Origin of the sequence: Clostridium cellulovorans 743B (genome assembly GCF_000145275.1) — a bacterium.
Taxonomy (GTDB): domain Bacteria; phylum Bacillota; class Clostridia; order Clostridiales; family Clostridiaceae; genus Clostridium_K; species Clostridium_K cellulovorans.
On record NC_014393.1, the window covers coordinates 1,492,571 to 1,513,591 of the forward strand.

Below are 21,021 nucleotides of genomic sequence, written 5' to 3' on the forward strand. Positions count from 1 at the left end.
CAATGTTTTTTACGTTATTATGTGAAAGTTTTAATGTTATACTATTCTTTCAATGTTAATTAGAGTTGGTTCAGCTCCAGCGGGTACTGCTGAAATATAAATTTTTGCTAAACCAGTTTTTGCGGCTAATGCTGAAGGGGTAGCTTTAGCTATAAAAATGTAATTAACTCCATTGACAATTTGACTAGCAACTGCAATAGGGGTGTAGTTTACTCCTACAATTCCTTGCAGCGCAGTTTCAAATACTTCTTTGTCTTCATCGGTTATAGTTTCATGAACAGACCATCCGCCAGCGATTGTAGTCATAGAAGTTCCTCCTTATAGAATATTTTGATTATAGTTATTTATTTACAAGATAGTATTTTAAGAAAACATATAGGGACGTAATTATATCATTGAATTTATTGCTATTAGTTCCGGTTCTGAACCAGCAGGTACTACAGAAACATAGATTTTTACTAAATCTGTTCTAGGATTTAAGGTCACTGGAGTAGATTTTGCAATAAATAGATAGTTTACTCCATTTACTGCTTGAGAAGCAACAGCCACAGGCTCATAATTTGCAACTAGGTGGCCTTCTAGTGCAGTAGCTAATATTTGTTTATCCTCAGAGCTAACAGTTTCATGAACATTCCATTCTCCATCTACTGGTGACATGTAAATTCCTCCTCATAGCGCAATTGTGCATAACTTGAAGGGCGTGATATATTACTATTAATGGGAGACTAAGTACTATATAGTCTTCATAATTCTAGAAGTTATTTAATTTGAACCACGACCTAATGAGTTACAAGCATATTTATCTATATTCTATTTAGATGTAAATAATTCGTGAAATATTGATATTACTAATAGTTGGTAAATGAGTTTGAGGTTTTAAATGGTATATGGTAATTTAAGTAATAAATGATTCTTGACAGAACAATTAAAAAAATATATAATCTTGCATAAACAAAGAATATGAAAGGGCAAGGTATTTGCAGAAATGAGAATATAATTCACTTATAAGATTGTAAAAAATTAACACAAAATTCAAACCTTTATTTAAGGTTTTATTGTTCTGGATTTTATGACTGTGAGTGGATAGCGTTTCCGACTGTAGATAGCTTGTTAAATGTGTGTTGTTATAGCTAATTTGTGGATAAAATTTCATAGTGTGTGGATAAAATTATTATTTATGGTTTAAAATTCACATATACTGAGTTTTGTGCGCTGCTTTTATTAATTTGCTTTTGTTTTGGTTTATGATCCGAGGCTAATTATATAGGTGTATTTTTGGCTATTAATAGTTATGACGCTATCCCCTCCAGGAGATTTCAGGAGGGGTTTTTATGTTGTTAATTGAATGTAGAAATTTAAAAAAGTATTATGAGGACAGATTAATATTAGCTATTGAAAATTTGAATATATATTCCGAAGATAGAATTGGGATCGTAGGGGTAAATGGTGTGGGAAAAACAACCTTGATTAATATCCTTAGTAAAAGGTTAGAGTCAGATACTGGTGTTGTTAAACTTTATGGTAAACATTCCTATATATCTCAGCTTCAAGAACCAGAAGGTAAGACTATAAGTAAAGAAATGGCTGAGAAGTTTAGAGTTGCAAGTGTTTATAATGAGAATAGCAGTGGTGGCGAGAAGACTCGATTTAAGTTAGCGAGAGCTTTTGATGATGAGAGTCAGCTTATTTTTGCTGATGAACCTACTAGCAATTTAGATATCGATGGCATTGAATTATTAGAGCAGAAGTTTCAGCAGTATAAAGGGGCACTTGTTATAATTTCTCATGATAGAAGCTTTTTAGATAAGATTTGTAATAAGATAATGGAAATAGAAGAAGGAAAGATAAAAATATATAATGGTAACTTTAGTGATTATATAAATCAAAAGCTTATGGAAAGGCAACGAGCAGAATTTGAGTATAGTCAATATACTAAGGAGAAGAGACGTCTTGAGAATACTATAATTGAAATAAGTGAAAAGTCCAAAGGGATGAGGAAGGCACCAAAGAGGATGGGCAATTCTGAGGCAAGACTTCATCGTAAAATGGGAAATCAAAAGTCTAAGGCTAAGTTAGACAAAACTGTAAAAGCTATAGAATCAAGGATTGATCATTTAGAAGTGAAGGATAAACCAAGAAATCAAGAGATTATTAAGCTAGATTTTTCGGATTCAAATATGCTTCATAGTAAAGTAGTAATTGAAGGTAAAAGTATAAATAGGAAATATGATAAGAAGGTTATTTTTAAAGATGCAGAATTTTATATTGAAAATAATTCTAAGGTGGCATTGATTGGACCTAATGGTTGTGGAAAAAGTACGTTAATAAAAATGATAATCAACAATAAGCAGGAAATAAAAATATCAAAGGCTGCAAAGATAGGTTATTTTAGTCAAGATTTAAAAATTTTAGATGAAAATTTAACTATAATAGAGGATGTTATGAAAACTAGCATTCAGTCAGAAAATTATGCAAGATTATTGCTAGCAAGATTGCTGTTTAAAGGTGATGCAGTTTATAAAAGGATAGGGGTTCTAAGTGGTGGTGAGAAGGTTAAGGTGGCATTTGCAAAAGTACTACTGCAGGATATTAATTTACTAATTTTAGATGAGCCAACAAATTATATGGATATAACTTCTCTTGAGGTAGTTGAGGAAGCACTTTGCGATTATGATAGAAGTATACTGTTTGTTTCTCATGATAGAAGTTTTATAAAAGCTGTTGCTGATAATATAATGACTATTGAGAATTACAAAATAAAAGTATTTAAAGGGAACTACAATGAATATTTAGCCAAGAAAAATAACCCTGTAAAGAAAAGAAATGAAATAAGTGAACAGATTCTTATAATGCAAAATCGCCTTTCAGAAATAATGGGGAGGTTATCAATGCCGAGTAAAAAGGATGATGTGATTCTTTTAGATAAAGAGTATTATGAGGTTTTGAAAGAGCTAAATACATTAAAGGCTAGGTTATAAAGGAAATAGAGTAGGGACTCAAAATAGCTATTATGCATTTGAGTCCCTTACGCATATTTTTATTTTTGGAAGCACCATTAGAGTATTTATCATATTTTAAGTTTTCATAAGTATCATTAGATTATTTAATTGTAAGGAAGTTATCTATAGAAAGTGGCATAAGCATCACTGTCTTTAATCGGAACAAAATAACTTTCATCAAGTCCATATTTATCTAGAATCTCCATTAGGGTTTTATCTTTTTTCATATTATCAATTTCTTTGTTTATTGCTTTTGCTAAGCTAATATCACTTTTTCTTACAGCTGCTGCTATTTTTCCAAGAGTTTCTGGTTCGTATGGAGATAATATCTTTAAATATAATTTACTGTCCTTTGATAATAGATAAGTTGAAACAATAGAATTAGTTATAGCTGCATTAATTTTCCCCTCATTAACTGCACATAATAATGTATTTTGATCATTATATATAACAACATCTTTGACTAAATTATCTTTTTTCCAGTTTTCAGCTAATTCCAAGAAGGATGTTCCTTCTAAAGCACCAATTACTGCGTTTTTTAAGTCCTCTTTACTATTAATCCTTGAAACCTTAGGAATGAGAACTGCTTCTGATTCCTTATACCATATATTCGTAAATAAGACTTCTTTTTTACGGTCCTCTGTAACATACATTCCATTAGCAATAATATCTATATCAGCATTAGTATTTAAACAGTCTATTAGATTGCTGAAAGGAGTTACACTCTTTATTTCAACCTTATTGATTCCAATGCGTTTCGCCACTTCTTTAAGAATGTCTGCATCTATTCCAGAGAATTCATTTGTTTTTGGATCAGTAAAAGAAATAGGTATATCATTTGATGAACATACCCACAGTACGCCTCTTTCCCTTATTAATTCTAACCTATCTTTTTTCTTAGTGTTTCTTATAGTATAGGTATTAGTTGCTTTTGTAGGTACTATAGAAAATATTCCAATAATGTTTATTATAATAATTGATAAAAGGAATGTTTTCTTAAAAATAATTTTACTCATAAGTTCTCTCTTTTCATAAATTTTTAACCTAGATCAGGTAGCTAGAGGAGTAATAATTAAATTTACATAAGTCACTGTATAGTTATTATTTGTATTTGAAACTGGAGTTATTCAAGAATTTTTAAATTATAGAATTAGCTTCACAGATGAGATTATTTTCTTCATATAATGTATTTAAATAACTGTAGTATATCTAGGATTCCATAACCCCATTGAGGATTAGGATATATATCACCTTTTCTTTTAGTTGTTCCTCTTGAAAGATATGTGCGAATAGTTTGTGCATGTATATATGGGTCATTACCATTAATTATAGCCCATTCAAATAACAAAGCACAGACTCCAGCAACGATAGCAGCAGCGACGGAAGTTCCATTAACAATTGCAGTTTCATTATTAGGCGCTACTGTTAGTGCATTTACTCCTCCAGCAGCAATATCTATTATATCAGTATAAGTTGATAGGAAAGCTCTGCCGGAGTATTGTAGTATAGTATTATTATTTTGATTATATGCCGCAACAGTTACAGTATAAGTTGATCCACCGGGGGCAGTAATTGTTCCAAAATCATCACCTAGAGTAAATTTTGTCCCACCAACGGTAATTCCTTCTTGAGCAAGCCAAGCATCGTATCTTCCATCTAAAATGTCATTTGCTTTAAGCATTATGCTCCAAATACCTGGTTGAATATTATATAATCTAATTCTTATTAATTCATCACCTGTATTTTCTTCTGGCAGATAGTATACAATCTTTATTAAAGTGCTTTCAAATACATAATTATATTGCATAACCTTACTTAGTCTAACAGGTATTATATCAGTATTATCTCCTGAGGGGGATGTTATTGATAAGGACATTATATTTGGTAAAGCTGTCCAGATTTCAAGCCATAGATCCTGCTGTTTTGGGGACACATCTATTTCAATAATACCTGTTTCACCAGCTTCAGATATTATTCCTGAAGTATGAAGTCCTTTTCCGCATTGATTTCCTGTTCCACAAACAAATACTATACGGCCACTCATTGAAATAAAATCTATAAATTGGTCTAAAAGACTATAGCCTTTGTGATTACCAAAATTAGTTCCAAGTGGAAAATATACAACTAAAGGGTTATTATTCACTAAAGTATATTCATATAAAAATTGCAAGGCTGCAATAATATGAGTTGTATTAAAAACGGGAACTTCTGTATGAAAGCGATCTTCGAAGGCGTAATCCTTTAGTAGCTTTATGATTATATAATTACATTCATAGGCAAAGCCCTTTAGAGCAGGATTATCTCCAGTAGCACCGATTATTCCTGCCATTTTTGTTCCATGTCCTATTTCATCTTTACTAGGAACAATTTCATAGGGATCTTTACCTTGGCTATGAGCAAGTAGAGCTCTATTGATTTCTTCTTTAGAATACACAGTTCCAATGGGAACAACGTTAGCTTGATATTCTTTACTTGAAATTATTGTTTGATCCCAAATAGCTTCGATTCTTGTTTCACCAGTAGCTGTCATAAATTCTTTGCTTAAGTAATCAATACCTGTATCAATAATTGCTATAGTAACTCCTTTGCCAGTTAAAGGCAGGGGTAAGTCTAATTGTGAAATTTCAGATTTATAAGTTTCTAGTGGTGAAATTTCTTGAAGAGTATACATTTCAGTTGGTTTAACATATACAATGGAGGAGAGAAATGGATTTTTAATATCAGGTTCTATTTGCTCTTTTGGCACTTCTAGTATTGCATACATATCATTGATGATTGTTGTATAATATCCTGATTCCGATGAAATTGTATTTTCTATATCACCTTCATATTGAACTAGGTAGGGAAAAAAGTTTACATTTTTTAAAATATCTTCTGGGAATGCATTATTTTTTTTCATTTCAAATTCCTCGTAATATGCTTGTTGATTCTGATGAATACTTTGTTAATATGATATTCAATAAAATCATTGTTTGTACTTCTTGCTTCAGTATAAGTTTTATTTATAGTATTAAAGGTATTTAATAAATCGAAAAAACCGTAACCGACCTTTCTATTAGGATATCTTAAGGTGAGATTACTTCTATCTGCACCGTGAATTAGATAACTTCTAACCTTTGCAGCATACATTGTTGGGTCATTACCTTCTATTATTCCCCATTGTAATAGAAGGGCACAAGCTCCCGCAATTATGCCTGTTGCAATAGAACTACCTGAACTGACAGTAACGTCGCCACCTGGTTTTGTTGTTAGGATATTTAATCCAAGAGTAGTTATATCGGGATTAATTAAGTTGTTACTATTAAAACCTTCACCGGAGGCAGCGATTAAAGTATTATTATCTCCTGAGTAAGCTACTGTAACAACTTTTCTAGCTGTACTTGGTGTTGTAAGAGTAGTAAAAGGATCAGGATTAAGAAAACCTATGCCTTTAGAGAGTGTTTTTTCTGGCGGAAGCCAGATATCATATCTTCCATCAGTAAGATATTCTCCTTTTAATTCAAATTTCCATATTCCTTGTTTTATGTCTTCAAAAACAACATTTATTACTTCATGGCCTGTAAAGTATTCTGGAGAGTAGTATTTTACACTAGCTTTGGTATCTAAAAGTACGAATCTAATTTCGGTAGTTTTATTGGATTTTGCTTTAATAAAATCAGAGGTTTCTTTGCTAGGTGGAATTATTTTTAGTGATGCTACATTTGGTTTTCGAACCCATATATTAAAAGAAAAAAAGTCGATGTCTCTAGGTATCTTTAAACTGACGGAAGAGATATCTTCTAAATTGTGTATATATCCAGAAGTATGTCCACTGGATGCACCTTCATTGCCGACGCCTATAACGGTGATTATACCTTGAAAACTTCCTAAGGAGGATATATATTTTGAAATTAAATTATTTCCATCATGGCCTCCTTCTGTAGTTCCGACACCTAAGTAGATTACCATAGGTTTTTTTGCCTTAATAGAGAAATTTTTTAGATATTCTATTCCTGCTAAAACTTCAGCACCATTATAGGTAGGCGTATATTCAATTGAATTTTTCTGTAGTTTATTTTTAAAATTAATCGATTCAAATAATTTTACTATAACAAAATCACAATCTGGTGCAATTCCTTGAAAATTTGGGTTAACTCCTCGAGCACCGATGACCCCAGCCACGTTAGTACCATGTCCAATAGAATCTTTTGATGGAACTATTTTATAGGGATCTCCATTATTTTTATAAGCGGTAATTGCATTATTGATTTGTTCATTGGTATAAGTATCTCCAATGTATACGGAGGTATCTTGCCCATCTTGAATCGATTGGTCCCAGATACTAATTATTCGTGAGGTACCATCGTCTCGTATAAATTCTTCATTAAGATAATCAATCCCAGTGTCTATCATGCCAACAAGTACGCCTTTACCTGTTAAGCTTAAGTAAGGATTGCTTTTGATGGCATTTATATTATCTACACTTGTAGGGGAAGTATCTTGTAATACATACATATATCTTGGGTCAATAAAAGTGATTGTAGGTACATCTTTTAAAAGCGTATCTAGATTTTGTTCGGGGGTTGATATAACTCCAATGCTGTTAGTAATCGTATCACCACAAGCATAGGAAACCTTGTCTATCTGTTTTTTAAAATTTCCCCTAAATTGAACTAAGTAATTAGGTGAATCTTCATAGTACAACTTACACTTATTTAGATTATCCAAGGGTGCCTCCTTAAATATTGCTAAAACTTAACATGTTTCATTTTTAAGTTGATTAAAGTAGTAAAGGAAAGAGAGAGTTAAGTGATATTTTCAAAAAGTTTAGGTATGTTTAAAAAACCATATCCCCAATAGGGATTAGGTGAAACATCTCCACTTCTTGTAACTACGCCTTTTTCAAGATATGCTCTAAGTGTTTGGCAAAACATATATTTTTCAATTCCATTAATAATTCCCCAGTTGAATATCAGAGCAGAAATTCCAGCAACTATAGCCGCTGATACGCTAGTACCATTTACAACTGAAGTTGTGTTGTTAGGAGCTACTGTTAATGCATTTACACCTCCTGCTGCTACATCTATCCTATCAATTATTGCAGTTAAAGAGGTTGTTCCTGAATAATCAACAACAGTATTATTATTTTGATTATAAGCTGCCACAACTATTGGATATATTGAATTAGCAGGATTAGTTACTGTTCCAAAGGGATCTGCGAAAGTAAATCTTGTACCATTAGCAGCTATTCCTTTTTGGGACATCCAAGCATTATATCTTCCGTTTAAAACATAAGATGCATTTAATCTAATCTTCCAGAGGCCAGGCTGTAACTTAGAAAATCTAAGGCGTATTAATTCATCGCCAGTGTTTTCTTCTGGAATATAATAATTAACTTTAACGATTGTTTTCTCAAAGGAGAAGATATAGGTGTTAGTGCGATTTAAGGTAATAGGTATTGCATTAGTAGATTCGCCAGAAGGAGATACTATCTCTACAAGTACTACATTAGGGTAATCGCACCATACTTCAATCCACAAATGCTTTTGTTCAGGAGCTACTTCTAATTCAATATTACCAGCAGCGGGAACGTTAACTGTACCTATTTCAGCTAAGAATCCAGAAGTATGTCCCCCTGTATTTCTTTCATTGCCAGTTCCAGTAACTAATGCTATACCGTTATTAGTAAGAAGTGAGTCTATAAACTGTTCTAATAAACCGTTTCCGTCATGGTTTCCTAAGGGGCTCCCAAGTGGCAAATATATAACCAGTGGAGTATAATTGCTTTGGTAATATTCATATAAAAATTGCAAGGCTGTAAAAATTGAAGATATATTGAAAACTGGTACAGTAATATCATCAAATTCGGCTTTATAGGAAAGAGCTTCTATTAACTTAACTACTACAAAGTTACATTCAGGAGCAACTCCTTTAAGCTTAGGATTTTTTCCTGCTGCGCCAATTATTCCGGCCATGTTTGTTCCATGACCAATTTCATCTTTACTTGGTACTATTTCGTAGGGAGACTTTCCTTCTTTAGAAGCTGTTATAGCATCGTTTATTTTATCTCTTGTATATAAAGTGCCAAAGGGAACAGGATTGTTTTCTGATTGTTCAGAAGAAATTATTGTTTGGTCCCAAATACAATCAATTCGAGTTTTACCATTTAAGTCTAAAAACTCTTCACTTAGATAATCAATACCTGTATCAATAATCGCCACATTAACACCTTTCCCTGTTAAGTTTAGTGGAGTGCCCAGTTGTACAGCACTAACTTTGGATGCTTCAATTGGCGAGATATTTTGTAGGGTAAACATTGCGGGGGGATTAACATATTCAATAGTCCTAAAATAGGAAGTTTTATCTAGGTTGATTTCTACATCTTTTTTTACTGATACTATAGCGTATTTATCATTAATTATTATTACATAGGAGTCTTGGTATCCAGATATTTCTGATTCAATATCTCCTCTGTATTGAACAATATAATTATCATAATTTATGTCATGTAAGATTTTATTTGAATTTATACTGCCTTTCATTTAAGATCCTCCATAATTTCTTTTGGAATCCTTATGAATAATTTTTCGTGATAGCATTGAGTCAGATTATTATCTAAAGTTAAATTTATTCTATAACTTGTACTAATAAGATTGAAGGTGCCTACTAAGTCTAAAAATCCATAGCCGATATCTTTATTTGGATAGCTTGCAAGAAAGCCATTTCTTCTAGCACCGTATATCAAATATACAGCGATTTTTATCGAATACATAACTTTATTATTACCATCGACAATTCCCCACTGTAGTAAAAGTGCAGAGACTCCTGTCACTATTGCAGTAGCAACTGAAGAGCCTGAAACAGTTTTTACTCCACCTGAGACTGTAGTTGTTAGAACATTTTCTCCAACAGTGGCAATACCAGGACTAATGGATACATCATTGGAGTTAAATCCTTTTCCAGAGGTGGGAAGTAAATTGTTGTTAATTCCACAATAAGCTACTGGAGATATATTTCTAGTGGTAGCTGGTATTGTTAGTGTAATATATGGGTCAGGTTTAAGAAATTCAGTATTAGGGGGTAGAGTTTGGTGCGGAGGAAGCCATATATGATACTTACCGTTAGTTATATAGTCCCCTCTTAACAAAAGTGTCCATATTCCTACTTTTATATTATTAAAGGTGACATTTATAACTTCATGCCCTGTAAAATATTCTGGTATGCTATATTTTATATTAACTTGGGTTTGGTAAGAAAAATAAACAAAGGATTCCTCTTTGTCATGCTTGGCTCTAATAAAATTAGACTGTTCTCCGTTTGGTGAAATAACATTTAAAGACATTTTATTAGGTTTAAAAATCCATATATTAAAAGAAAGCTTTTTAATTTCCTTTGGTATCTTTAATTCTATTGAAGCAGTGTCATTTACTGTTTTTATATTTCCTGAAGTATGACCTTTTGAGGCACCTTCATTTCCAACACCTGCTACTAAGGCAATGCCATTGATAGTACCTATAGAGGTAATATATCTTGAGAGTAAGCTAAGGCCATCATGGCTTCCTTCTGTAGTGCCGACACCTATATATATGACCATTGGTTTGCCTTCTTTTAGAGAAAAATTTTTTAAATAATTTAGTGCTGCTAAAATTTCAGAATCATTATAGATAGGTGTATATTCAATATCATTTTCTAGTAGTTCATTTTTAAAATTAATTGATTCTAAAAGTTTTACTATTACAAATTCGCAATTTGGAGCAACTCCCTGTACAGCTTTATTAATGCCTTGTGCTCCTATAATTCCAGCCATTTCAGTGCCATGACCAACTTCATCCTTTGATGGCACAATTTTATAAGGATCTTCCTTGTTTTTATAAGCTGAAATTGCGTTATTAATTTCCTCATTTGAATAACTTCTCCCTACATATAGAGATTCTTTAGGTTCACTTTCAATGGTTTGATCCCATATAGTGAGTATCCTTGAGGTATCATCATCTCTTATAAATTCTGCATTTAAATAATCTATTCCAGTATCAATCATACCAACTAATACGCCGTTTCCTGTTAAGTTTAGGTAAGGATTCAATTTTACAGTATATATACTATCAACCTCTGAGGGTGAAATATCCTGGAGCACATACTTTTTTCTAGGATTAATATAGGTAATTGAAGGTACATCTTTTAATAGTTTATTCAAATATTGTGGGGAAGTAGATACTACTCCAATGTCATCAGTAATTATATCTCCACAAGCATAGGATAGTTTATCTATTTCTTCTTTAAAATTTCTTCTACATTTAACTAAATAGTTAGGCGAGTTTTTATAATATAAATCACATTTTTTTTGATTTTCCACGGATAACCTCAGTAACCTTATATAAGTGCTTATACTATAGATAGTATTTCAAGTTATCTTCAATTATTCATAAAGAATTTTGTTGGAAAAGTTGAAATATATTACTGATTTATTCGTTCTTTTTCTAACAATTGATATTTAAGATTTCTCTTTGATGTATTATTGTATATATGACCATCTTCAACTGAAACAAAGTTATTTGTTCCCATGCCATATTTACTAAGGATAGACATCAGTGTTCTATCTTTTTTCATTTCATCAATTTTCTTATTTATTTCATTTGCTAAGGCTACATCACTTTTTTTTAGCGCTATTGCAGTCAGGCCAGCAAGTTCAGGTTTATATCCATCCATTGGCTTTAAATAAAGACCTGTATCTGTTGATAATAAATATGATGAAACAATAGAATCAGTCATACATGCATCTACTTTTCCTGTATTTACTGCTTTTAATAATTCATTTTGGGTATTGTAATATTTTACAGCTTTTATTAAGTTTTCTTGATACCATTTTTGGACTAATTCTGAGTATACAGTTCCAAGTTGTACTCCTAATGTTGCATTTTTCAAATCTTCTTTAAAAGTAAATTTTGAGACTCTTGGTGTAACAATAGCCTCTGACTCTTTATATATTATGTTTGTAAACAATACTTGTTTTTTTCGTTCTTCATTAACATAGATAGAACTTGCTGCCATGTCTGCATTATCATTAGTATTTAATTCGGTTAATAAATTTTCAAAAGGAACTTCTTCCATTTTAACTTTTTTAATACCTAGACGCCTTGCAATTTCATGGATGATTTCTCCGTCAACGCCAGTAAATTCCTTTGTTACAGGATCTATGTAAGCAATTGGAGGATCGTTTGATGAAAGAACATTTATTACTCCTCTTTCCTTTATTAATGCTAATCTATCATTTGTATCACCAGCAGATAGATTTTCTGCATTAATAGTTTTGGTCTGATGAATAATAAATATCTGAGCAAAAGTACCAATAAGAATAAAGATTAATGTTTTTTTTAAAACATCTTCGAACATAAACTTCCTCTTTTCAGATATATTAATTAATTATAAGGTGTGTGATTTTTTATTTTAAAAATTTTTCATGTGGTATGATAATAGTTCCAGTTGGATTAAGCTTATATTGAGTACCTTCAATAGGGCTTTTACCTAAAGTTAAATTTACTCCAACGTTATAAAGCATTTCTGCAAAAGTTTTAGCGTCATTTAAAACTGAACCAAGCATTATTCCTTTTTTTATTAATTCCTGAGCTTCAGGTATTGCATCAAAACCTACAACAGCAATGGATTTGTCTTTATTTCCTTTATTATAGCCAAATTTTTGAAGGGCTTTGATAGCACCTATTGCCATAGCGTCGTTGTTTGAAATAATTGCTTCAATACTATTTCCATAACGTAAAAATAATGATGCCATTGTGGTTTTTGCTAATTCTTTATCCCAATAAATGTTTATTGAAGCAAGTTCATCTATTTTAATTCCTGCATTAGTAATTGTCTCTAAGGCTGCATTTGTTCTGGCGGTAGTTACTATAAGGGTTGGATCGCCTTTTAACATAATATATTGCAATTTATTATCTTTATTTTTGTCTATAGAATTTTTATCAGTATTCCAAGCATCAACAAGGATTTGTCCTTGAGTAGCACCAGGATTTATTAGAGAGAAGCCTACAATAGCAGCTTTTTTATAATTAAAGATTAACTTTTCGCTTACTTCTGAAATGAATAGGACAAAAGGAATATTTCTACTTTTTAAGCTAGAAATAATTTGTTCTGTATTTTCAGGTGAAGGTGTCATTAGGTTCATTAATAAAAGATCATAATAACCTTGAGATAATTGAATAGCAAGTTCATGAGTTATAGTTGTATTTCCTTTTCCATCAAAGAAAATGAAATTTAGTTTATCTTCATTATTTCTTTGAATATTTTCTAAATTTTTCTTTATCAGAGATATAAATAAATCGCTTTCGTTATATAGTAATACTCCTACATTAAGTGGTCTACCTGGTGGAGGATTAAAGTTGGCATTTGCTATTGTTGAGTCATAAGAGGTTACTAGAAAAATTATTAGAGTGATTATAAGAATAAGTTTTTGGGGTATAATTTTCATTTTTGTCTCCTTAAAACAAATGCATAAAATCCAAGTCTTTTTATTATTTAGTATGTTCATTAATATGGAAAGTATATATTTATACGATATATTTATATTACATATTATATAAAAATTATTGACTGATTTCTGATAGAGTTTTAATCGTGTATTCTTTGAAATTTATGTTTACAATAACTCCTGATGGGTCAATTTTATAATCTGTCCCTGATGTGATGCTTTTGCCAGAAACTAAATTTAATCCAATATTATATATAGCATCTGCCATTGTACTAGGATCGTGAAAAACAGAGCCAAGCATATATCCTTTTTTTATCAATTCTTGTGCTTCTGGTAGTGCATCAATTCCAACAACAGGAATGGTTTTTAATTTATTTCCTTTGTTATATCCTAAGCCTTGTAAAGCATCTATAGCACCTAGAGCTAAGATATCATTATTTGCAATTATTGCTTCAATTTTATTACCAAATCTTATGAACAGCGAACGCGTAGACTCTTTAGCAATTTGTCTACTCCAGTTACAGGATACTGTAGCAAGTTCTTCAGTTTGTATTCCTAGTGTGTTAATTGATTCAACAGAGTATTTGGTTCTTGAATTACTTAAGACACTATCGGTTTTACCTTTTAACATAATATATTGCAGTATATTATCTCCGTTTTTATCAATAGCTTTTTTATTTTCATTCCATGCATCAGCAATAATTTTTCCTTCTAGAATTGCTGGTTCTTTTGTATCAGCAGGAATAAAAGCAAGTTTTGAATAGGTTTTGACAATATCGATATTAGGAATTGTCGAAATGAAAATTATCAATGGCAAGCTTTTCTGTTTAGCTTTATTGATAATTTCCTGTAACGTATTTTCTTTGGCTTCAAAAATATTCAATAGGAGAAGATCGAAGTTATCATTAATCATATTATTTATAATTTCGTATTGTATAGCGGGATTTGCTTTTCCATCAAAAAAAGTAAATTCAATTTTATCAGGATTTTCCTTTTGAATATCCTCTAAATTTTTTTTAAGAAGTAACAGATATGAATCTTCAAAGAAATATAATAAGACCCCTGCTCTAATAGGTGTTCTTGAAATTTTGTTTGTTTCAGTGGTTATAGCCTTTGGACTAGGACTTGTTAATGTAACGACTATGAAGATTATAATAAAAGTGAAAGCAAGTATTCTTCTAAAAAAGTTCATTCTATCACCTCATGGTTTATTACTGAAAAAGTTTTTCAGTAATTTTTTTGATTGTAGTAAGGTTAGTGCTTAATTTATCTTGTATTTTATACAAAATTATATATAAATAGAAGTCGAAAGTTTAAGGAAGAGGATTATTATCAGATGGCAATGTTTTTTTCGTAAATTCTTGGTAAGGAAGAATCAACTTAACTCCTGTTTCATCAAATTTGTAATCTGTACCTTCTGTAGGATTTCTACCATCAACTAAATTCATTCCTACTTTAAAAAGAGTTTCTGCCATAACGTGAGGATCCTGTATAACAGAACCAAGCATCACACCTTTTTTTATTAGGTCTTGTGCAGGTGGGATTGCATCTATTCCAATAACAGCTATGTTTTTGTTATTGTTTTCTAAGTTATAACCAAATTTTTGTAGAGTTTCAATAGCACCGATTGCCATGGCATCATTATTTGCAATAATTATATCAAGTTTGTTGCCATATCGTAAAAATAATGAGGAGATAGAAGTTTTAGCACAATCTTTTTCCCAATTACATACTATTGATGACAGTTGCTCAGTCTTTATTCCTGCATCATTGATTGTTTTAATTACAGATTTTGATCTTACTATAGCTGCATAACTATCAGGGCTTCCTTGTAACAGTATATATTGCAGAATATTATCTTTATTTCTGTCTATAGATTTTCTATTAGTATTCCAAGCATCTATGATAATATTTCCTTGTTGAATACCAGATTGCTCTACATTAGTATTTATAATAATGGCTTTTTTATATGCTTTAATAACATTTGGATCAATGGTTGCGTTAAAGAAAATTATTGGAGTGTTTTTTTGCTTGATTTTATTAATGATATTTTCTAAGATACCTTCTTTTTTATCATCAAAAGTTGTAATTATTAGATCAAAATTCATATCAATTATTTTTTGTATAAGTTCCTGCTGTATTGATAAATTTGCTTTTCCATCAAAAAAAGTAAATTTAATTTTATCTGGATTTTGATTTTGAATTTTCTCTAAATTTTCTTTTATAAGAGCAGTAAATATATCATCAAAACTATATAAAAGGACTCCTACATTAATAGGATTACTTGCTTTTATATTTAAATTAGTAGTTATGGAATTTTTATTACAACTCGATAGTGAAATAGTTATTAGAACCATCACTATAGAATTGGCAATAATTTTTCTGAATATTTTCATTATATATCTCCCGCATAACTGATATTTGTCAAAAGTATTGTAGAATTCAATAATGTCTCTACATTCAAATGTTGTTTAATAAAATTAAAAGAAACTTAGTTTTCATGTAGAAAATTAATTACAATCTCTTTATATATTTATAGAATTTTTATATAGCTTTAACCATGAAACTTATATATAAAATTAGTTAGAATAGTATCTAATTTTAAACAAAAATTTACAAAATAAGTAACATAATATTATATGTTAAATATTTTATAGTGAGGAAGTGATTAATTATAGTGGGAAGTGAAATATGTGGTACCAATAGTTAAACAAATAAGTAATTACAATTATTCAAGTGGAAATAATGTTAAATATATAGTATGTCATTTTACCGGTAATTATAATGATACAGCAAAGAATAATGCGGATTATTTTGGCGGTGGAGATAGAGGTGCATCAGCTCATTATTTTGTAGATAATAATGAAATAAGACAAGTTGTAGAGGATTATAATGCAAGTTGGCACTGTGGCGATGGTGATGGAATGTATGGTATATCAAATTTCAATTCCATTGGCATAGAAATGTGTGGAACTAATGGTGATATATCTGAAGCAACGGCAAATAATACTAGAGATTTAATTAAAATGCTAATGAATAAATATGGTGTTACTTTAGATAGAGTTATGAGACATTATGATGCAAGTAGAAAGAATTGTCCAAGCCCTTATAGTAATAATAACTGGGCTAGATGGTGGGATTTCAAAAAAAAACTTGCTAGTGGTGCACAGGAGGAAGAAGAAATGAAGATAAGAACATTTAGTAAAACCTGGTATATGGCACAATATCCAGATGTTGCTAAATCAGGAATAGAGCCATATATCCATTATATAAATTTTGGAAAGAAAGAAGGGAGATTGCCATTACCACCAAAGCCCGCCGACTTTACTGATGCTGGATATTTAATATGCAATCCTGATGTGGTAGAGGCAGTTAATAAAGGTGACTATGTTAGCGGACTAGATCATTATTATGAATATGGATGGAGAGAAAATAGAAAATGGAATTGTTCTCAAGGGGCTATTAAGCCATCAGGAGAATTATTCTATAGAGTTGTAGCTGGTTCATTTAAGGATAAATATGGAGCAGAAAAAAAACTAGAGGAACTTAAAAAAGCTGGTTTTGATGGCTTTATTGGAAGTTTTTATAAGTAAATAAAAAATATAGGGGGGTATTGCTACTTCCTCCCTTTTTATGGCGTTGGCAAAGGGTTTTATGGATATATAATTAAAATCAAGGTATAATTACAGATATTTATAAGCGTATTTTATTTTGTAGAAACAATAAAGTTTATCTTTATATAAATGAGAGGAGTAGCTATGAAAAAAATAATAGATTTATCTTGTGAGATAATGGACAGAATGCCGGTGTACCCTGGGGACGAGGAGGTTCGAGTTTTTGAAGATAGAACCTTAGATAAGGACCAATATTACAATACAAGAGTAGAAGTAGGTATGCATATAGGAACCCATATTGATGCTCCAAGACATCTTATATATAATGGCAAATATATTAATGAATATAATTTAGAAGCTTTTATTGGTAATGGATGTTTGTTAGATGTTAGAGGAGAAGAGATAATAACTATGAAAGATGAATATAATGATGTCATAAAAGAAGCGGATATTGTTTTGTTATATACTGGGTTTGGGGACAAATATGGAAGTGATATCTACTATAAAGATAGTCCTGTTATTGATATAAAAATGGCGGAATTTTTAGTTCAGAAGAAAATAAAAATGGTTGGAATGGATATGCCATCACCAGATAAATATCCATTTCAAATACATAAGTTGTTATTTGAAAATGATGTATTTGTATTGGAGAATCTTACAAACTTACATGAATTGATTAATGTGGAGAAGTTTGAAGTGATTGCATTACCTCTTTCAATTAAGGCAGAAGCAGCTATTGTAAGAGCTATTGCAAGAATTTAATAAAAAATATAATCCTAATTCTATGAGTAAAGAATTAGGATTATATTTTTTATCAAGTATTTTTCTGTTACTTGATGTCTTTATTTCTTTTGTAACGATTTTGGTTCTTTTGGTTGATATAAAGCTGTAACACAAGTAGAATTAGAAAGATCTTCAGCAGCTTTAGTTGTTATTGCTGATATTAATGATAGAACTTTTTTGTTTGAGTTTTTCATGTTTTACCTCCTAATAAAAAAAATTAACGTTTTACTTAAAAGTGAATCTATTTTATTTATAAATAGATGCCCTAAAGGAGTTAATGTGAAAATTTGAAATGTTATACCTGCATAAATTCCTAAAGTGTATATAAGACCGTATTTGAAGTTCATGAACTTATATAGAAAAATAAGTAATATTGAAATACTTATGCAGATCTCAAGAAAAATATTAGCTTTCTTTCTTGCCTCTATTTTTTTAATTTCGCTCCTTATTGGTTTATTTGGATCTTCGCAAGGAGCAAACTTTTGAACTAAAAAAAATGAAAATGAGAAAATTGAAAATCCTAATATGACCACTAGATTTAAGTCTATAAATTTACCTAATTTTTGTATTAAAAAGGTATAAGTGATACATATTATTGTACCTAATATAAGACAATTTAAAGAGTTACTAGCATGAACACCTCCAGTATATTTTCTTAAAATACTCCAACTTAAATATATAATTAATGATAATACTGGGGCATTGAAAACAATTCCTAAAAGTAATATTAAAAGTATCGAAATAAATGTTTGTAGTATGGCAAAGGTACCATATGCTATAACTTCTTCAGCATCTTTATCTAAATTTAAGCTTAAAGATACTCTCTGTGCTATGTAATTCGAAGTTTTTTCCATTGTATTTCATCTCCCATTTTAAATTAACAGTGATTTTGTATGAATTATATTAATACAAAATATAAAATAATTATTAACGGTGTACAAATATATATTAATATGTGATAAGTAAAAAGATGTATTATATAACATATTATATCATATATTTACCTAAAAACATATAAAATTATATAAAATTATATATAATATGATAAAAATAGTTTGTCTTACAAATAATTGATATTTTTTTAGTTAAATTTAATATTATAGATAGAGAGAAATGCAAACAATATTCATTAAATTTACAAAAAATATAAAAAATACAAATTATATTTTTATAACTATAAAGTTTGTCACTAGTTTAATTTCTAGGTACATCTACAGTGGTATATTTCAATAAATTAATTTATAACGTAAATTAACCTGTTGTGCTAGCAGATAAGTTTTCATTAAAAGGATATTTATACCATGATTTTAGGCATTCCTATCCTATTGCCTCATATACTGTTTTTGGAAATTATTATCCGAATACTAATTCTTTAATCTTTGATATTTCTATACCTATATTAAAAATTTATTTATAAAATAGCAAAGATTATGAGCTAATATTTTATTTGATATTCTTGTGGCAAATCCCCAAGTTGATTTTGTAAGAACCCTCTGCATATTTAATTGCTCGGAGAGCTGAGAAAAAGTAGTTTCTACTCTACGACGAGCCTTGAATATCAACTGCCTAAAAGGTTTTAAAAGTTTAGTTTTACTATTGTTACGATTTATTGTTAAAAGACGAATGTACCTTGTTTCTTTTAATTGCGAAGCAACTTTTTGACCTATATATCCTTTATCACCTATTAGTATATCAATCTCTGAATTAGCTGTGAGTTCCCAGACGACATCTCTGTCATCAATATTTGCTGCTGTTACAGTAAAATCTGTGATATAGCCATCGAGGGCTACTAAAGCATGTAATTTGAATCCATAATATGTTTCTTTTTTCGAAGCGCATCGCCCGTAGGCAGCCTCCGGCTTAAAAGCTTTATGGAAATGAGCTCTCCCAAACTTACACACAGGAATTGGCATACTATCTGCAATTCTCATTCGGTCATATTGATAGTTAAGAAATTTCGTTAACTCTTTACGAATTTCATCAATGACTCGAAATAATGACTTTCTAACTCTATGAAACCTCGGCCTACTACAAAAGTTGGGAAATAAGTCTCGTAGGTTTTTAGAGCAAAATCCAAACCATGCTTTTTCAGAGTCAATGGTTAAGAGTTCACCTACTAAAGAAATCGTAATTATTTCGCTATCAGTCATTACTGATTTAGCGATGTTACGACGATTTTTAATAAATGTTGGAGTTACTTTTTGGTAAAAGTCATCAATTATAACATAAGTGACAACAATAAAATCTTTTAAGTCATCTATTGTTATGGTAGAATCTTTATTAAACTCTGGCATATAGGTTAGCCTCCTATCATTAGATTAGTGGTGTTTTTTAATGATAGGTTAGCAAATATGCTGGAGTTTTTCTATTTGTAAGTATTGCCAGCGTATTTAACTAGCACAACGGGTTAAATTAGTTTATTGAAATGCATTTATTAACTTATATACATATTGACAATAAATTAATAAATAGTTATACTATCGTAAAAATAAAATTATTCAATTTCAAGTTTGTATGGAGGAGTTTGATGAATAAAAAATTATCAGTAAAAGATATAACTACTGTTTCATTGTTAACGGCATTATTATGTATTTCTTCTTATATTGCCTTTGTACTTCCTTTTACCACAGTGAAATTTACAGCTCAAACAATTGTAATTAATATAACTGCGATGATATTAAAACCTAAACATAGTGTTTTAGCAATGGTTATATACATATCATTAGGTATAGTAGGTATTCCAGTTTTTCCAGGGGGAAATTCAGGTGTGGGATATTTATTTTCAGCAGTAGGCGGGTTTTATATTGGATTTTTAGTGGCAGCTGTTATTATGTCAGTAATAAAAGGAGACAAGCTAAGTTATTTACGCTATGTCATAGTTATGATTGTAGTTGGTATGCCAATTATTTATTTATTTGGGACGATACAAATGTCTTACATATTAAAAAAAGACTTCTATGATACTTTAAAAGTAGCAGTATTCCCATTTATACCTTGGGATGTGGCAAAGTGCTTTTTATCAGCTTTTATTGCAATAAGAGTTAATAAATATTTAAAGTATAAACGTAGTTGAGGTTTTAAATTTATAAAATAGATAGTTAATACTTAAATGAAATTTATGTATTAAGAGACAAGTTTTTGAATTTCATATAGTTAAAGAAAAACA

Annotated in this window: 17 protein-coding genes and 1 pseudogene; 4 read left to right on the top strand and 14 right to left on the bottom strand. The window is 30.3% G+C overall.

Annotated elements, in window-relative coordinates; genetic code table 11:
- Positions 1–36 precede the first annotated feature (36 nt).
- Both CLOCEL_RS06090 and CLOCEL_RS06095 read right to left on the bottom strand, forming a co-directional pair.
- Complete coding sequence (locus CLOCEL_RS06090; RefSeq protein ID WP_010076167.1) at positions 37–306, bottom strand: hypothetical protein; 270 nt, start codon at positions 304–306, stop codon at positions 37–39.
- A gap of 81 nt (positions 307–387) precedes the next feature.
- On the bottom strand, positions 388–657 hold the full coding sequence (locus tag CLOCEL_RS06095; RefSeq protein ID WP_010076166.1) for a hypothetical protein: 270 nt from the start codon (positions 655–657) through the stop codon (positions 388–390).
- Between the two features lie 674 nt (positions 658–1,331).
- On the opposite strand from CLOCEL_RS06095, the gene abc-f reads away from it, so the two are divergent.
- The gene (gene abc-f, locus CLOCEL_RS06100; RefSeq protein WP_010076165.1) at positions 1,332–2,978 is read left to right on the top strand and encodes a ribosomal protection-like ABC-F family protein; all 1,647 of its coding nucleotides are present in this window, start codon (positions 1,332–1,334) and stop codon (positions 2,976–2,978) included.
- Between the two features lie 140 nt (positions 2,979–3,118).
- On the opposite strand, the gene CLOCEL_RS06105 is transcribed toward abc-f, so the two are convergent.
- From CLOCEL_RS06105 to CLOCEL_RS06145, 9 genes are all read right to left on the bottom strand, one after another.
- Entirely contained in the window at positions 3,119–4,015 is an 897-nt protein-coding gene (locus CLOCEL_RS06105) for an ABC transporter substrate-binding protein (protein WP_010076164.1), read from the bottom strand.
- 161 nt (positions 4,016–4,176) lie between these two features.
- On the bottom strand, positions 4,177–5,898 hold the full coding sequence (locus CLOCEL_RS06110) for a S8 family peptidase (RefSeq protein ID WP_010076163.1): 1,722 nt from the start codon (positions 5,896–5,898) through the stop codon (positions 4,177–4,179).
- The gene (locus CLOCEL_RS06115) at positions 5,895–7,706 is read right to left on the bottom strand and encodes a S8 family peptidase (protein WP_010076162.1); all 1,812 of its coding nucleotides are present in this window, start codon (positions 7,704–7,706) and stop codon (positions 5,895–5,897) included. The genes CLOCEL_RS06110 and CLOCEL_RS06115 overlap by 4 nt, the downstream gene beginning before the upstream one ends.
- Before the next feature lie 77 nt (positions 7,707–7,783).
- Positions 7,784–9,520, bottom strand: a complete 1,737-nt coding sequence (locus CLOCEL_RS06120) for a S8 family peptidase (RefSeq protein WP_010076161.1) — start codon at positions 9,518–9,520, stop codon at positions 7,784–7,786.
- Positions 9,517–11,331 (bottom strand): S8 family peptidase, encoded by a 1,815-nt coding sequence (locus CLOCEL_RS06125; RefSeq protein ID WP_010076160.1) that lies wholly within the window; start codon positions 11,329–11,331, stop codon positions 9,517–9,519. The genes CLOCEL_RS06120 and CLOCEL_RS06125 overlap by 4 nt, the downstream gene beginning before the upstream one ends.
- 101 nt (positions 11,332–11,432) lie before the next feature.
- A complete protein-coding gene (locus CLOCEL_RS06130; protein WP_010076159.1) occupies positions 11,433–12,368 on the bottom strand; it encodes an ABC transporter substrate-binding protein in 936 nt (311 codons plus the stop codon).
- Positions 12,369–12,417: 49 nt separating this feature from the next.
- Positions 12,418–13,458, bottom strand: coding sequence for a galactose ABC transporter substrate-binding protein (locus CLOCEL_RS06135; protein ID WP_010076158.1), 1,041 nt, complete (start codon positions 13,456–13,458; stop codon positions 12,418–12,420).
- Between the two features lie 115 nt (positions 13,459–13,573).
- A complete protein-coding gene (locus tag CLOCEL_RS06140) occupies positions 13,574–14,650 on the bottom strand; it encodes a galactose ABC transporter substrate-binding protein (RefSeq protein ID WP_010076157.1) in 1,077 nt (358 codons plus the stop codon).
- A gap of 121 nt (positions 14,651–14,771) precedes the next feature.
- A complete protein-coding gene (locus CLOCEL_RS06145) occupies positions 14,772–15,854 on the bottom strand; it encodes a galactose ABC transporter substrate-binding protein (protein ID WP_010076156.1) in 1,083 nt (360 codons plus the stop codon).
- A 297-nt stretch (positions 15,855–16,151) separates the two neighbouring features.
- On the opposite strand from CLOCEL_RS06145, the gene CLOCEL_RS06150 reads away from it, so the two are divergent.
- Positions 16,152–17,051, top strand: a complete 900-nt coding sequence (locus tag CLOCEL_RS06150) for a peptidoglycan recognition protein family protein (protein ID WP_010076155.1) — start codon at positions 16,152–16,154, stop codon at positions 17,049–17,051.
- A 165-nt stretch (positions 17,052–17,216) separates the two neighbouring features.
- Positions 17,217–17,834 (top strand): cyclase family protein, encoded by a 618-nt coding sequence (locus CLOCEL_RS06155; RefSeq protein WP_010076154.1) that lies wholly within the window; start codon positions 17,217–17,219, stop codon positions 17,832–17,834.
- Positions 17,835–17,914: 80 nt separating this feature from the next.
- Here the strand turns inward: CLOCEL_RS06155 and CLOCEL_RS22225 are convergent, their stop codons facing one another.
- From CLOCEL_RS22225 to CLOCEL_RS06165, 3 genes and pseudogenes are all read right to left on the bottom strand, one after another.
- On the bottom strand, positions 17,915–18,049 hold the full coding sequence (locus CLOCEL_RS22225; RefSeq protein ID WP_010076153.1) for a cyclic lactone autoinducer peptide: 135 nt from the start codon (positions 18,047–18,049) through the stop codon (positions 17,915–17,917).
- Between the two features lie 3 nt (positions 18,050–18,052).
- Positions 18,053–18,709, bottom strand: coding sequence for an accessory gene regulator ArgB-like protein (locus CLOCEL_RS06160; protein ID WP_010076152.1), 657 nt, complete (start codon positions 18,707–18,709; stop codon positions 18,053–18,055).
- A gap of 499 nt (positions 18,710–19,208) precedes the next feature.
- Positions 19,209–20,149, bottom strand: a pseudogene (locus CLOCEL_RS06165) (IS982 family transposase).
- A 233-nt stretch (positions 20,150–20,382) separates the two neighbouring features.
- Here CLOCEL_RS06165 and CLOCEL_RS06170 point away from each other — a divergent pair.
- A complete protein-coding gene (locus CLOCEL_RS06170) occupies positions 20,383–20,928 on the top strand; it encodes a biotin transporter BioY (RefSeq protein WP_010076151.1) in 546 nt (181 codons plus the stop codon).
- Positions 20,929–21,021: the final 93 nt, after the last annotated feature.